The organism is Amycolatopsis sp. NBC_01286 (assembly GCF_035982555.1).
Lineage (GTDB): Bacteria > Actinomycetota > Actinomycetes > Mycobacteriales > Pseudonocardiaceae > Amycolatopsis.
On the sequence record NZ_CP108428.1, the window covers coordinates 5,206,349 to 5,219,360 of the forward strand.

The window sequence follows — 13,012 nt, forward strand, 5'->3', positions numbered from 1 at the left end:
ATGACCGGCACCGTTCCCGAGTGTCCTCTGTGGACGCTGGACGACGCGCTCGCGTTCTCCGCGGGCCCGTCGGGGATCGGCACGTCCGCGGCCCGGATCTCGGCGCAGCTCGCCGACGACCCGGTGTACGTCGAGCGGCAGTGGGGTGACGGGACGGCGTCGCCGCTGTACGTCCCGGTGGTCGAACGCGTCGACGAGCCGCTGGCCGGGGAGGTCGACCGGCGGCTCGTCGCGTGGGCACTGGAGTGCGGGTTCACCGGGGCGGGGCTCGAGCAGATCGCCAAGGCGGGCTTCGGGCGCCTGGCGATGCTGGCCCACCCCGACAGCGCGGACCCGGACCTGCTGCTGATCGCCGCGCAGCTCAACGCCGTGTGGTGGGCCGCGGACGACTACTACGCCGACGACAGCGCGCTCGGCGCGTCCCCGACCGAGCTCCCGCCGCGGCTGGCGCTGGTGATGGCGGCGATGGACCCGGTCGCCCCGGCGGGCGAGTTCACCGACGCGCTCGACGAGGCCCTGCGGGCCGACCCGATCCTGGTCGGGCTGAACTCGGCGATCGGGCACCTGGGCCGGCACGCCACGCCGACGCAGGTGCAGCGCGTCTGCTACGCGACGTTCTCGATGTTCGTCAGCTGGGACGCGTACGCGGCCTGGCGCTACACGGCGAAGTACCCGCCGGCGTGGGAGTACCTCGCCGCGCGCCAGCACGACAGCTTCTACACGTCGATGACGCTCTGCGACCCGGTCGGCGGCTACGAGCTGCCCGCCGCGCACTACTACGACCCGCGCGTGCGCCGGGCGATGATGCGCGCCGGTACCGCCTGCGTGCTGGTGAACGACCTGTACTCGGTGGCGAAGGACGCCGCCGACGAGAACCCGGTGTGCAACATGGTCCTGCAGATCGCGGCCGACCGGGGCTGCTCGATCGAGGAGGCCACCGAGGCCACCGTGGAGCTGCACAACAAGCTCGTCCGCGAGTTCGAGGCGGGGCACCGGGAACTGCTCGCGGTGCCCGCGCCGGAACTGCACCGCTTCCTGAAGGGGGTGCGATCCTGGATGGGCGGCGGCTACGAGTGGCACGCCACCAACCCGCGCTACCGGACCTGAGGGCACCGAGCCTGCCGGGACCTGTTCGGGGGCAGGTCCCGGCGGCCCGGAAATCAGGCGCCGGCCGAGATCTCGACGACGAACCGTCCCGGCCGGCGAAGATCAGCCGGCCCGCCCGCCGACCGCGTTCAGCTGCGCGGTGACGGCCTGGTCGAGCACCGCGTCCAGCGGGTCGGTGCTCACCCCGGCCCACCCGGTCACGACGAGAGCTGCTCGTGCCAGGAGGTGAACGCCGCGACGAGGTCCTCGGGAGCGCCGGCCTCGCGCAGGCGGCCCGTCTCCTCCTCGACGTACTGGCGATACAGCGGCCGCAGGTGGGCCAGCAGCTCCGGCTCGGCCTCCGCGGGGTTGAGCGGCCGGCCCTCGCGGACCTGCCGGGCCAGGTGGACCAGCGGCGCCGCCGAGGCGTCGGGACGGCCGAGGTACCACGTGATCGCCTCGTCGTTGGTCGCCGCGCGGCCGGTCGCAGTCGTGCCCGTGTAACCGAAGCGGAGCGGGAAGAACACGGCCTTCGTGAACCACACCGGGTCGGCCAGCAGCCGCTTCGGGCGGGCGAACTCGCCGAGCACCTCGTCGGTCGCCAGGACGGCGACGGCGAACCGCGCGCTCTCCACCCGCAGCTGCTCGCTGTCCGGGCGGGCCACCTTCGCGGTGACCTCCTCGCCGAACAGGAGCGTGGCGTGCTCGGCCAGCTCGAGCCGGTCGATCGCCGGGAAGCGCCCGTCCTGCTCGCCGCGGCTCAGGGCCGGCAGCGAGCCCCAGAACACGGACAGCTTGCGGTGCAACGGACTGCGCTCCCGCAGCGATTCGCCGAGGGCCTCGAACGTCGCCGGGTCGTCGTCGTGGCGGTCGGCGAGGACGACGGCCAGGTCGATGTCGCTGACGGCGGGCGAGTAGCCGCCGTAGGACAGGCTGCCCAGGAGGTAGGCGGCGATCAGGCGCTCGCCGAAGGCTTCCTGGTACGTGCGCGCGGCTTCGACGGCGACGGCGCGGGCCGCCGTGGCCGGATCGGTCGTGGTCATGCCGCGACGGTATCGCGCAGCGCGCGCTCCGCGATGCGGTTCGAGACGACGACGATGACCTGCCACGCCCGGTCCAGCACGGTCACGAGCGCCTCGACCGTCCAGTCGCTGCGCTGCCGCAACACTTCGTAGCCCATTTCGAGGTGTTCGACGTCGGCCTCGTCGTGCAGCTCGAAGTACTCGTCGTCGGGGAACGCCCGGGTGCCCGCCTGGCTGAACACGAGGCTCCCGGCTTCGAGCGCGAGGTGCGCGAGGACGGCGCGCTGGACACCGGGCAGCACCGCGAACTGGTCGACGAACCACGACGCGCCCGCCTCGATGACCGGGTCCCAGACCAGCTCCCGGTCGTCCGCGCGGCTGCGGGCCAGGATCTTGTCGTGCCCGATCTCCTCCTCCTGGTGCTCCAGGGCGAGCGCCCGCAGCTGCGGGTCGGACTCGAAGGTGACGCGTGCGCTGATCATCCGCTGGAAGGCGTTCGACCACGGCTGCAGGTAGGTGAGCACGGCCTTCTTGGTCTCGTCCGACGTGGTCTCGTCGGTCAGCAGCCGGATCAGGTCCGACGACTCGTACTCGCGCTGCCGCTCCTGGTTGTAGGCGGCGACGCGCTCGACGTCCTGCTGGGTCATGATCGGCTCCTTCCGGTGGTGCTGCGGGCCCTCTGGGTGATCGTCCTTCCGGCGGGAACTACCCGAGCTCGACAGTCGCGAGCGTCTGGTCGTAGACGGGGAACCGGAAGTACGTCGTGATGTCGCCGCGCCGGCCCGCGGCGCGGTGGCTGACCAGCTCGAGCAGGCCGCGGCTCTCCTCGAGCGGCCCGGGGGCCAGCGCGGCGGCGAGCGCGCGGAACCGGCCGGGGTCGACGCCTTCGCCGCGCAGCAGCGCGGCCGTGCGGTCCACGGCTTCGGCGTCGCCGGCGGCGAGCGAGGGGAGGCGGAGGTAGGTGGTGGCCTCGGCGGCCCGGTCCAGTCCGGGCCGGAACGCCAGGCAGCTCAACGCGGCTTCGCCGGCGCTTTCCGCGCCGCCGGCCAACGTCCGGTAGGCGGTGAGAGCGCTTTCGGCGTCGTGACGGACCGCCGCGGCCGCGACGCGGTTCAGCTCGGCGACATCGGCGCCGTGGTTGCGGTAGTAGATCTTCACCCGCGCGTCGGCGCCGTCGGCGACGTCCACGGCGAAGAACTCGATCTCCCGCTCGCCGTCGGCGCTCTCCACCCGGCGGCGCGCGTCGTCCCACGCGGTGGTCAGGCCGAGCCGGTCCATGGCCTCGCCGACCGCCGCGTAACGGTGGGCCGGCGGCCACTCGTACAGGCCGAAGTAGGACTTGTGGACGACCCGCGCCGGCGGCCGCCAGGCGAGCGAGTGCCACAGCGGCGCCGTCGACGGCCGGCCGGCAAGGGTCGTGAAGAGCTCGTGGATCCGTCCCCAGTACCGCGTTTCCCCCGTGTCCACAGGAGAATCCGCGTCCTCCTCGCCGAGGGTGTCGAACAGCACGCGCAGTTCCGGGTGGTCCCCGGACCAGTTCACCGACAGCTCGGCCGGGAACCCGTCTCCGGCCACGTAGGACGGCTGGGCGGGCTTCAGGCCGATCGCGTCGCCGCTCCACGAAGGAAGCAACCCGCGCAGCATCCGGGTGGTCCGGACGGCCTGCTCGACCGGGACCTCGAGCGCGTCGCACGCCGTCGCCCAGAGACCACCCAGGAAATCTCCGAACAGCCGTCCCCGTGCGGGGTAGTTTTCCCTTATATATTCGGGAAACCACGGCAATCGACTGGTCACGACCGGATGCTATCAGTTGAGTGCACCCTCAACTAAAAAGCTCTACCCGGGTGGTCCAACCAATTGCGCCATGTGGGTTTGCCGGCGTTCCCCCTGGCCACGCAGGGAAACGGCACTGTCTCGACCGGACAGGATCAAGACATCAGACCGTTGCCGGTATCACGGTCATCGCGTGCTTGACCAGACGAATGAGGGCCAGTTTGCTGGAATCCCGGTCACGTGCGTCACACATGACGATGGGCACCCGGTCGGGAATGACCAACGCTTCCCGGATTTCGTCCGGGGTGTACCGCGGCGCGTTGTCGAAACAGTTGACCGCGACGACGAACGGGATCTTCCGGCGTTCGAAGAAGTCGATGGCGGCGAAGCTGGTCTCCAGGCGCCGGGTGTCGATGAGCACGATGGTGCCGATCGCGCCGCGCGCCAGGTCGTCCCACATGAACCAGAAGCGGGCCTGCCCCGGCGTGCCGAACAGGTACAGCACGTGCCGCGGCGAGATCGTGATGCGGCCGAAGTCGAGCGCGACCGTCGTGGTTTTCTTGCGCTCCACGCCGGACAGGTCGTCGACGCCCGCGCCGGCCTCGGTCAGCACCTCTTCGGTCGTCAGCGGCGGGATCTCGCTCACCGAGCCGACCATCGTCGTCTTCCCCGCGCCGAACCCGCCGGCGATGATGATCTTGACGGGGGTGGGGACCATGTCCACGCCGGAGCCGTCAGTACTTGATGAGGCCATCGAGAACCGCCTGGAGAGTTTCGAGGTCCGGCGCCTTGGCCGGATTGTGGGTGGGGGACCGCGTGATGACGAGGCCGCGCTCGATCAGGTCGCCGCACAGCACCCGGACGACCCCCAGCGGGATCTTCACGTACACCGCGATCTCGGCGATGGACACCGGGTTGCGGCACAGCTGCACGATCGCCAGGTGCTCCGGACCCAGCCCCGGTGGCTCCTGCTCCGAGCGCAGGGTCATCACCTGGGTGGACAGGTCGAGCCGCGCGCTCTCGCCCGGCGTCCGGCCGCTGGTGATCGTGTAGGGCCGCACCAGCGGCCCCGCGGCCTCGTCGTACCAGCCCTCGTCCCCGCTCATGTGGCCTCCCGTAGTACGCGTGCGGCGTCGCGCGGCGCGGAAGCCAAGTAGTCCCCGACGCGCTTGACCAACCGGTTCATCTCGTAGGCGATCATCTCGACGTCGACGCTGTCCGCCGCCAGCACGGCCAGGCACGCGCCCAGGCCGGCCGCGGAGACGAACAGGTAACCCCGCTCCATCTCGATCATGTTCTGCAGCACCGGCCCCCGGTTGAACTGCTTGCTCACGCCCTTGGCGAGGCTCTGCAGGCTGGAGGCGATGGCGGACAGCTGGTCCGAGTCGTCCTTGCTCATGCCGGCCGACTTGCCGATCAGCAACCCGTCGGCGGACAGCACGATGGCGTTCTGCGCGCCGACGACGCGGCTCACGACGTCGTCGAGCAGCCAGTTGAGATCGGGCTTCGCGTTCCCGTACTCGTTCATGCTCCAGAGACCTTGACTTTCCTGTGACGACTTTCCTGTGTGGACGTTCGGGTATGCGGTGCGGGTCAGGAGTCTTCGGCGCCGTCGCGGCCTCGCCGGGTGCCCTTGTGGAAGGCCGCGAGCGTGCGCGCGGTGCCTTCACCGGGAGCCACGTCGGGTGTGACGTCCTCCTCCGGCTCGTTCTCCAGCTGGGCGACGAGGTTCTGCTGCGGCTCGCGCCGCGGCAGCCGCGGCCGGTCGTCGCCCCGCTCCTTCGGCGGCTCCGCCGGGCGGGCGGCGAGCCGCTCCTCCAGCGCGGCCGGCGCGGTGGCCGGCGGCTGCGGGTCGAGCGGGGCGCGCACCGGGTACGGCCGCGGCTTGACGTCCCGCTTCATCGGGATCTGCCCGGTGAAGAAGCTGGGCATGTCCATCGACCGGAGCGCGCTTTCCCGCTCCTGCGGCGCGGGTCCGCCCACCGGCGCGAGGATCGCGGTGTCCTCCGGGGCGACGAACTCGGCCTCGGCCTGGCCCGGGAGCTGCTCACCGGCCAGGTGCTGGGTCGGGACGAGCACGGTGGCGCGGAGGCCGCCGTAGCGCGACGGGTCGAAGGTGACGGTCATGCCGAGCTTGGCCGCCAGCCGCGCGACCACGAACAGGCCGAGGCTGGAGTCGGCCCGCAGCGCCATCGCGTCGAACTCGGGCGCTTCGGCCATCATCGCGTTGGCCCACTGACGAACCCCTTCCTTCATGCCCAGACCCTGGTCCGAGACGTCGACCACGACGCCGCGGGCGACCAGGCGGCTGGTCACCTCGACCGGGGAACCGGGCGGGGAGAACGTCGTCGCGTTGTCGACCAGCTCGGCGATCAGGTGGATCGTGTCGGCCACCGCGGTGCCGGCGACGGCGACGTCGGCGACCTGCTCGACCTGGACCCGCGCGTACTGCTCGGTTTCCGACACCGCCGCGCGCAGCACCTCCATCAGCGCCACCGGCTTGCGCCAGCGGCGGCCCGGCTGCTTGCCGCCGAGGATGATCAGGTTCTCCGTGGTGCGCCGCGCCCGCGCGGCGAGGTGGTCGAGCTGGAACAGCGAGGCCAGCTGCGTCGAGTTCTCTTCCCGGGCCTCCATCTCGTCCAGGATCTGCAGCTGCTGGTGGACCAGGACCTGGTTGCGGTGGGCGATGCCGAGGAACACGTTGTGCACGCCGCTGCGGGCCTTCGCCTCGCTCGCCGCCGCGTTGACGGCGGTCAGCTGGGCGACGTTGAACGCCTCGGCCACCTGCCCGATCTCGTCCCGGCCGTGGTCGAGCTGCGGGAGCTCTTCGTTCAGGTCGACGGACTCGCCGTTCTTGAGCCGGTCCACGATGTTCGGCAGCCGGTTGCGGGCGAGGTCGAGGGAGTCGTTGCGCAGCCGCGCGAGGCGCGTCATCAGCGCGCGGTCGACGAGCGAACGGGACACCCGGATCGCGACGATGATCGCCGCGAGCGAGGCGAGCAGGGCCACCACACTGCCGACGATCGCGTTGCGCAGCTGGGAGTCACCGGAGTCGATCGCCGCCGCGGAGACCTTGTCGGCCTGGTCGATGGCCATGTCGTTGAGGCCCTGGGCGACCTGGCTCGTGGCGCTCTGCCAGTCGGCCCCGCCGACCGGCGGGCCGTCGCGATCACTGGCGGACCACGGGCCGTGCTTGACGATCGCGTCCTCGGCGCCGGCCAGCTGCTTCCAGGCCACGCCGGTGGTCAGCGTCTGGTACTTGGTGCGGACGGCGGGGTCGAGGAACGGCGCGACCTGCGCCAGCTGCGTCTTGTAGTACCCGGACAGCTGGGTGAACTGGACGAAGTCGTCGGGGGCGAACGTCCCGGACGCGAGCGCCGTCGAGACCAGCGACGTCTCCCGCGACATCATGTCACCGGCGCGGAAGACCGACGTCGCGGTGATGCCGCCGTACGCGGCCGCGGCGTCCGGCACCACGCGGGCCTGGGTGTCGAACAGGTTCGACGCCGTGTCCAGCACCCCGTTGTAGTAGGTGTTGACCTGGCTGCGGTCGATGCTGCGGAAGCCGATCTGCGAGCGCAGCACCGGCAGCTGGTCGAACTGGTTCTTGAGCGCGTTGACCTTGGTCGCGATCTCGTCGGGCGCGCTGGAGATGGTGGCGGCGAACGCGTTCTGCAGCGCGCCGAGCTTCTCGTCGGTCGCCTTCTGCTGCGTCTGCAGCCGGGTCTGGCCCACACCCGGGTCGTCCAGGTACTGCAGGGCGACCTGGCGCTCCTGCTGGAACGCGGCCAGCGCGGTGGCGGCGGGGATCGACACTTCGCGCACCGAAGCCGCGACCAGGCGGACGTAAAGGCCGTTCACGAAGAAGTACGAAGACAGCGCGGTCCATAGCACCAGGAGCGTCACACTCGGAATGAGGACGGTCCTGGTGAGCCTTTTGCGGATCGACTTGTCGTACGGCTTGTCGGACTCGTCTTTGTCGGCTTTGCTCTTCACGGGGGTTCACGAACTCCTGAGTGACGGTCGGCGATAGGTGGGGACCCGGTCGAGGAAGCAGACACGACGAAGGGACATTGTGGCCGCCGTCACTCGTCTTCGCCTCACCCTCCGTGTTGCCGCAGTATCGATCAGGGTCCGTTTTTTACCACGAACCACTGACGCGCGGCGGAGCTGACCCGGCCCGCGGACCGTTGTCCGGCGTCGCGCGAACACCGTTTACCGTCTGCGGCGGGGAGGTTACCGCCATTTGCGCGGGTACCGGGGCCGGGCGCCAATTCGCACTACCGTGTATTGGGCCGAACGGGTGAAAGTGAATTCGTCCGCAGTTGCCTTCCCGGTAACGGGAAGAACGGGCAGGGGCACTGCCCCGGTGCGCGCTACCGCCGTTCGGGTTCTTCGACGATTTCACCGGGATCGGCGTCCGCGCCGGCGGTCAGCCCGCGGGCGAAGGTGCGAACTTGATCACGCAGCGCGTCCGGCGTCTCGATCACGAAAGGGCGGTCCAGGGACGCGAGCACCGACGGGACCCAGTCCAGCCGCTCGGCCCGCAGCCGGACCCGCACCCAGCCCGGTTCGCCCGCGATCGCCGTCACGGCGGCGATTCCCGCCGGGAGCCGCGGCCGCACCTGCTCGGCCGTCGCGCGCACCCGCACCGAGACTTCGTGCCGGTGCGGCACTTCCGCGAGCCTCGACAGGACGTGCGCACCGGGGTCGAAGCCGTCGGGCACGGCGAAGGACCCGGCGGCGGGTGTGGCGGCGGCGATCCGGTCGAGCCGGAACGTGCGCACCTCACCGCTGGCGGAGTCCTCGCCGGTGACGTACCAGCGCCCGGAGTGCGCGACGATCCCGTACGGGTGCACGGTGCGCTCGCTGGCCCGCCCGTCCCAAGCGGTGTAGGAGACGGCGACGGGCCGGCGATCCCGCGCGGCTTCGGCGAGCGTCAGCAGCACGGCCGTCTCGGGACTGGCCGCGGGCCGCGCGGGGGAGGTGAAGTCGAGGGTCCCGAGCAACGCGTCGAGCTTCCGCCCGAGGGCCTCGGGCAGCACCCGCCGCACCTTGGCGGCAGCGCTCTCCGTCGCAACGCCGGAGGCTGTGACCAGCCCGGCCCGCTGCCCGGCGACGAGCCCGAGAAGGACGGCAAGCGCTTCCTCATCGGTGAGCATCAACGGCGGCATCCGAAACCCGGGCGCCAGCCGGTAGCCGCCGTACCGCCCGCGAACGGTGCGAACGGGGACGTCGAGGTCGATCAGATGCGCGGCATAGCGGCGGACGGTGCGCTCGTCGACACCAAGCCGCCCGGCAAGATCGGCGACGGTGCGGGTCCCGCCGCCCTGCAGGATTTCCAGCAGGGCGAGCACCCGGGCGGTCGGTCGCGTCACACGGGGAAGTCTGCCACGGATACCGGACAGCCTCTGCCCGGTATCCGTCGGCTGGGTCCGCTGGATCGTCGCCGGCGCGCGAGGATCGGGGTCGGCATGTCAGGACAGCCACGGCTCCCGCGCCGCGGATGATCGTCGCCGAATCCCCAGGACGGGTCAGGGGTCCCGGTCCGCTTCCTCCTGATCGGCCCGGCGGACCGGCAGTGGCCGCCGTGGTTCGCGGACTCCGGCTGGGTCGCCGCCGCCGGTGATCCAGACCGTGACGGTGCCCCAGCGCGTCAACCGCGTCCCGGCCGCGGGTACCTGCGCGACGACGCGGCCGTTCAGGAGTGGATGGGGGCTGTCGGGATCGGGACCCTGCACGAAGAGCCCCGCGTCATGCCCGGAAAGCCAGGCGTCGAGCGCTTGCCTGCCCCGGAAGTTCGGCACGATGACCGGTTCGTCCAACTGTGCTCACCCGAGTCCAAAATACCGGCTCGCGCGGGCCCGCGGAATCCGTCGACCGGGTGCACCGCGCCTGACCTGGCCTGATCCGCCATTCGATTGACATCAACCCACCTATTGTCAATCACGCTGTACATCCACTATCGTTTTGTAAACCCAGCCAACGGAGGAGGGTGTGATGAGCGAAGTGACCGGGACCGTGCCCGCCGGGTCGACCGAGGTGTGGCGCGATCGCAAGCGGTACCTGTGGCTGATCGGGCTGGTGGTGCCGTCGCTGGCGTTCCTCGCCATCGGGTTGCACGCCGCCACCGGCTGGGGGGTCTGGTTCTGGATCGGGCCGATCGTGATCCTCGTCGTCGTGCCGCTCATCGACCTGCTCGCCGGGCTCGACCGCGGCAACCCGCCCGACGACGTGCTCGAACGGCTGGAGAAAGACCGCTACTACCGCTGGATCACCTTCGCTTTCCTGCCCATCCAGTACGTCGGCTTCGTGGCGGCGTTCTGGCTCGTCGCCCGCGGTGACCTGTCCATTGTGGACAAGGTCGGCCTGGCCGTCTCGATCGGCTGCATCGGCGGGATCGGCATCAACACCGCGCACGAGCTGGGCCACAAGAAGGAGAGCCACGAGCGCTGGCTGTCGAAGATCGCGCTGGCGCAAAGCTTCTACGGCCACTTCTACATCGAGCACAACCGCGGCCACCACGTCCGGGTCGCGACGCCGGAGGACCCGGCCAGCAGCCGCGTCGGCGAAAGCTTCTACCGCTTCTGGCCGCGCACGGTCTTCGGCTCGCTGAAGTCCGCGTGGCGGCTGGAGCGCAAGCGCTACGCCCGGCGCGACAAGCACCCGTTCCGGATCGGCAACGACGTCCTCAACGCGTGGCTGATGTCGGCCGTGCTGTGGGCCGCGATGATCGTCTGGCTGGGCGTCGGCATCCTGCCCTACCTGGTGATCCAGGCCGTGGTCGGCTTCTCGCTGCTCGAAGTCGTCAACTACATGGAGCACTACGGCATGCTGCGCCAGCGGGTCGGCGTGCCCGGCCGCCGCCGGTACGAGCGCGTGGATCCCAGCCACAGCTGGAACTCCAACAACATCGCCACCAACGTCCTGCTCTACCACCTGCAGCGCCACAGCGACCACCACGCCAACCCGACGCGCCGCTACCAGACCCTGCGCGACTTCGCGGAGTCGCCGGTGCTGCCCACCGGGTACGCCGGGATGATCGTGCTGGCGCTCGTCCCGCCGGTCTGGCGCCGCGTGATGGACCCGCGCGTGCTCGCCCACTTCGACGGCGACCTCTCCCGCGCCAACCTGCGGCCGGGCAAGCGGGACAAGATCCTCGCGCGGTACGGCACCCGCGTCACCGCGGTTCACCAGGCCCAGGACACCCACGGCGACGCCACCGAAGGCGGCATGTGCCCCGGCTGCGGCTACGTCTACGACGAGCGGCGCGGCGACCCGCGCGAGGGGTTCCCGGCCGGCACGCCGTGGTCCGCGATCCCGGACTCCTGGTGCTGCCCCGACTGCGGCGTGCGCGAGAAGGTCGACTTCGTCGCGCCGGGCCGGGTGGGCGCGTGATGCGGATCGAAGCGGACCGCGGCAAGTGCGACGGCATCGGCATGTGCGAGGCGATGGCGCCTGGCTTCTTCGAGGTAGGCGACGACGGCACGGTCGTGGTCCTCGACGAGCGCCCCGGCGAGGACCACCGCGAGGACGTCGCCGCCGCCGTCGGCTCCTGTCCCGTGCTGGCGCTGAAACTGACATGACGTCCGTCGTCGCGGGCGCGGCGCCGGCCTTCGCGGGCGCGGCCTAGAATGACGATCATGAGCGGGGCACTGGCGCCGCCCGAGGGTGGTCAGCACCGGCGGCCGATCATCATCGCGGCGATCGAGCTGACGGCGCGGGCCGGCTGGTCAGCGGTCACGATGGCCCGGCTGGCCGAGCTGGTGGGCGTCAGCCGCCAGACCGTCTACAACGAGATCGGCTCCAAGACCGCCCTGGCCGAGGCCATGGTGGCGCACGAGCTCGACCGCTTCCTCTCGGTCGTCTCGGCGGCGTTCGAGCGCCACCCCGCCGACCTCGTCGAAGCGATGTACGACGCCGTCCGCGCGGTCCTGGAGCTGGCCGACGACAACATCCTGCTGCGCGCGATCGCCTCGGCGACGCACGGCACGGACACCGAGCTGCTCCCGCTGCTGACCACGCAGGCGGGGATGCTCCTCACCGGGGCGAAGACCATGCTGGTCGAGCGGGTGCTGTCCTACCGCCCGGAGCTGACGCCGGAGCAGGTCACGGTGGTGATCGACGTCGTCGTGCGTACCGTCCTCAGCCACGTCATGCAGCCGTCGGACACCCCGGCCCGCACCGCGGACGCCCTGGCCTGGGTGGCCGCGCGCGTCCTCGGCGTCGAGGCGGCGACCCCGCCCCTGCGCCACGCCTGACGGACGCCTCGTCACCGGAGGCCGCGGCGGTCCGCCCATGCGGCGATCTCGGTGGCGATCTCCTTCGGCAGGTCCTCGTGGGCGTGGTGCCCGGCTTCGCCGCACGCGACGACGTCCAGCGCCGCGATGTGCTCCGCGCACCACCGCGCCATCGCCTCGCCGATCAGCAGGGTCGGCGAGCCCGTGAACGTCAGCAGCAGCTTGGGGACGCCGGTGCTGCCCGCCAGCCACTCGTCGTAGGCCTCGATGCGCGTGACGAGCCCGGCCGGGTCGCCGCCGAGCGGCAGCTGGCGGGCCCAGGCGAGGACCGGGCGACGGCTCTCGGGCGTCGGAAACGGCGCCAGGTAGGCGTCGAGATCGACGACCGGCGTGCGCACCCCGCCGGTGAACGCCTGCCGGATGAACAGGTCCTGCTCCAGCACCAGCTCTTCGCCGACGCCCGGCGTGCGGATCTTCCGCGACCGCTCGGCCGCTTGCGGCGAGAGGTCTTCCCAGGCCATCGGCTTGACGATCGTCTCGAAGAACGCCAGCCCGCGGACGCGGCCCGGGTGGCGCGCGGCGAAGTCGAACGCGAGCGCGCCGCCCCAGTCGTGCCCGACGAGGACGACGTCGTCCAGGCCGAGCGCGTCGAACCAGGCGTCGAGGTAGCGGGCGTGGTCGGCGAAGGCGTACGGGACGTCGGGCTTGCCCGAGCGGCCCATGCCGATCAGGTCGGGGGCGAGCAGCCGCCCGGCGCCGACGTGCGGGAGGACGTGGCGCCAGCCGTGCGAAGAACCGGGGTTGCCGTGCAGGAAGACGATCGGGGCACCGCTACCGGACTCTTCGTGGTGCAGGACCGAGTCGAGGACGGGGGTTTCGGGCATGGCCGTT

14 protein-coding genes are annotated in these 13,012 nt (G+C 71.1%); 4 read left to right on the forward strand and 10 right to left on the reverse strand.

Annotation, left to right across the window (positions count from 1 at the left end):
* The gene (locus tag OG570_RS24970) at positions 1–1,107 is read left to right on the forward strand and encodes a family 2 encapsulin nanocompartment cargo protein terpene cyclase (protein WP_326943132.1); all 1,107 of its coding nucleotides are present in this window, start codon (positions 1–3) and stop codon (positions 1,105–1,107) included.
* 197 nt (positions 1,108–1,304) lie between these two features.
* On the opposite strand, the gene OG570_RS24975 is transcribed toward OG570_RS24970, so the two are convergent.
* The 9 genes from OG570_RS24975 to OG570_RS25015 all read right to left on the reverse strand — a co-directional run bounded on the left by OG570_RS24975 (position 1,305) and on the right by OG570_RS25015 (position 9,706).
* Positions 1,305–2,129 (reverse strand): nucleotidyltransferase domain-containing protein, encoded by an 825-nt coding sequence (locus OG570_RS24975; protein ID WP_326959685.1) that lies wholly within the window; start codon positions 2,127–2,129, stop codon positions 1,305–1,307.
* Entirely contained in the window at positions 2,126–2,755 is a 630-nt protein-coding gene (locus OG570_RS24980; protein WP_247054853.1) for a hypothetical protein, read from the reverse strand. The genes OG570_RS24975 and OG570_RS24980 overlap by 4 nt, the downstream gene beginning before the upstream one ends.
* Positions 2,756–2,813: 58 nt before the next feature.
* Positions 2,814–3,752, reverse strand: a complete 939-nt coding sequence (locus tag OG570_RS24985; protein WP_326959687.1) for a hypothetical protein — start codon at positions 3,750–3,752, stop codon at positions 2,814–2,816.
* 292 nt (positions 3,753–4,044) lie between these two features.
* Positions 4,045–4,599 (reverse strand): GTP-binding protein, encoded by a 555-nt coding sequence (locus tag OG570_RS24990; RefSeq protein WP_326959689.1) that lies wholly within the window; start codon positions 4,597–4,599, stop codon positions 4,045–4,047.
* 16 nt (positions 4,600–4,615) lie between these two features.
* Positions 4,616–4,987, reverse strand: coding sequence for a DUF742 domain-containing protein (locus OG570_RS24995; protein WP_247054847.1), 372 nt, complete (start codon positions 4,985–4,987; stop codon positions 4,616–4,618).
* A complete protein-coding gene (locus tag OG570_RS25000) occupies positions 4,984–5,409 on the reverse strand; it encodes a roadblock/LC7 domain-containing protein (RefSeq protein ID WP_247054845.1) in 426 nt (141 codons plus the stop codon). Before OG570_RS25000 ends, OG570_RS24995 begins: the two co-directional genes overlap by 4 nt.
* Before the next feature lie 65 nt (positions 5,410–5,474).
* Positions 5,475–7,877 carry a sensor histidine kinase gene (locus OG570_RS25005; RefSeq protein ID WP_326959691.1) on the reverse strand — a complete coding sequence of 801 codons (2,403 nt, stop codon included), beginning with the start codon at positions 7,875–7,877 and terminating at the stop codon, positions 5,475–5,477.
* 380 nt (positions 7,878–8,257) lie between these two features.
* The gene (locus tag OG570_RS25010; protein WP_326959694.1) at positions 8,258–9,259 is read right to left on the reverse strand and encodes a helix-turn-helix transcriptional regulator; all 1,002 of its coding nucleotides are present in this window, start codon (positions 9,257–9,259) and stop codon (positions 8,258–8,260) included.
* A 156-nt stretch (positions 9,260–9,415) separates the two neighbouring features.
* A complete protein-coding gene (locus OG570_RS25015) occupies positions 9,416–9,706 on the reverse strand; it encodes a PASTA domain-containing protein (RefSeq protein WP_326959696.1) in 291 nt (96 codons plus the stop codon).
* A gap of 175 nt (positions 9,707–9,881) precedes the next feature.
* Here OG570_RS25015 and OG570_RS25020 point away from each other — a divergent pair, with 175 nt between their 5' ends.
* The 3 genes from OG570_RS25020 to OG570_RS25030 are packed head-to-tail and all read left to right on the forward strand — an operon-like array spanning position 9,882 to position 12,142.
* Positions 9,882–11,279, forward strand: coding sequence for a fatty acid desaturase (locus tag OG570_RS25020; protein WP_326959697.1), 1,398 nt, complete (start codon positions 9,882–9,884; stop codon positions 11,277–11,279).
* Positions 11,279–11,467 carry a ferredoxin gene (locus OG570_RS25025; RefSeq protein ID WP_326943125.1) on the forward strand — a complete coding sequence of 63 codons (189 nt, stop codon included), beginning with the start codon at positions 11,279–11,281 and terminating at the stop codon, positions 11,465–11,467. The genes OG570_RS25020 and OG570_RS25025 overlap by 1 nt, the downstream gene beginning before the upstream one ends.
* Before the next feature lie 48 nt (positions 11,468–11,515).
* Positions 11,516–12,142 (forward strand): TetR/AcrR family transcriptional regulator, encoded by a 627-nt coding sequence (locus OG570_RS25030; RefSeq protein WP_326943124.1) that lies wholly within the window; start codon positions 11,516–11,518, stop codon positions 12,140–12,142.
* An 11-nt stretch (positions 12,143–12,153) separates the two neighbouring features.
* Here the strand turns inward: OG570_RS25030 and OG570_RS25035 are convergent, their stop codons facing one another.
* The gene (locus OG570_RS25035; protein ID WP_326959699.1) at positions 12,154–13,005 is read right to left on the reverse strand and encodes a haloalkane dehalogenase; all 852 of its coding nucleotides are present in this window, start codon (positions 13,003–13,005) and stop codon (positions 12,154–12,156) included.
* Positions 13,006–13,012: the final 7 nt, after the last annotated feature.

Bases quoted from the DNA above. Each gene is read 5' to 3' on its own strand.
- OG570_RS24980 (WP_247054853.1), bottom strand. From the start codon at position 2,755: ATGACCCAGCAGGACGTCGAGCGCGTCGCCGCCTACAACCAGGAGCGG.
- OG570_RS24990 (WP_326959689.1), bottom strand. From the start codon at position 4,599: ATGGTCCCCACCCCCGTCAAGATCATCATCGCCGGCGGGTTCGGCGCG.
- OG570_RS24985 (WP_326959687.1), bottom strand. From the start codon at position 3,752: ATGCTGCGCGGGTTGCTTCCTTCGTGGAGCGGCGACGCGATCGGCCTG.
- OG570_RS24970 (WP_326943132.1), top strand. From the start codon at position 1: ATGACCGGCACCGTTCCCGAGTGTCCTCTGTGGACGCTGGACGACGCG.
- OG570_RS25035 (WP_326959699.1), bottom strand. From the start codon at position 13,005: ATGCCCGAAACCCCCGTCCTCGACTCGGTCCTGCACCACGAAGAGTCC.
- OG570_RS24995 (WP_247054847.1), bottom strand. From the start codon at position 4,987: ATGAGCGGGGACGAGGGCTGGTACGACGAGGCCGCGGGGCCGCTGGTG.
- OG570_RS25020 (WP_326959697.1), top strand. From the start codon at position 9,882: ATGAGCGAAGTGACCGGGACCGTGCCCGCCGGGTCGACCGAGGTGTGG.
- OG570_RS25030 (WP_326943124.1), top strand. From the start codon at position 11,516: ATGACGATCATGAGCGGGGCACTGGCGCCGCCCGAGGGTGGTCAGCAC.
- OG570_RS25000 (WP_247054845.1), bottom strand. From the start codon at position 5,409: ATGAACGAGTACGGGAACGCGAAGCCCGATCTCAACTGGCTGCTCGAC.
- OG570_RS25025 (WP_326943125.1), top strand. From the start codon at position 11,279: ATGCGGATCGAAGCGGACCGCGGCAAGTGCGACGGCATCGGCATGTGC.
- OG570_RS24975 (WP_326959685.1), bottom strand. From the start codon at position 2,129: ATGACCACGACCGATCCGGCCACGGCGGCCCGCGCCGTCGCCGTCGAA.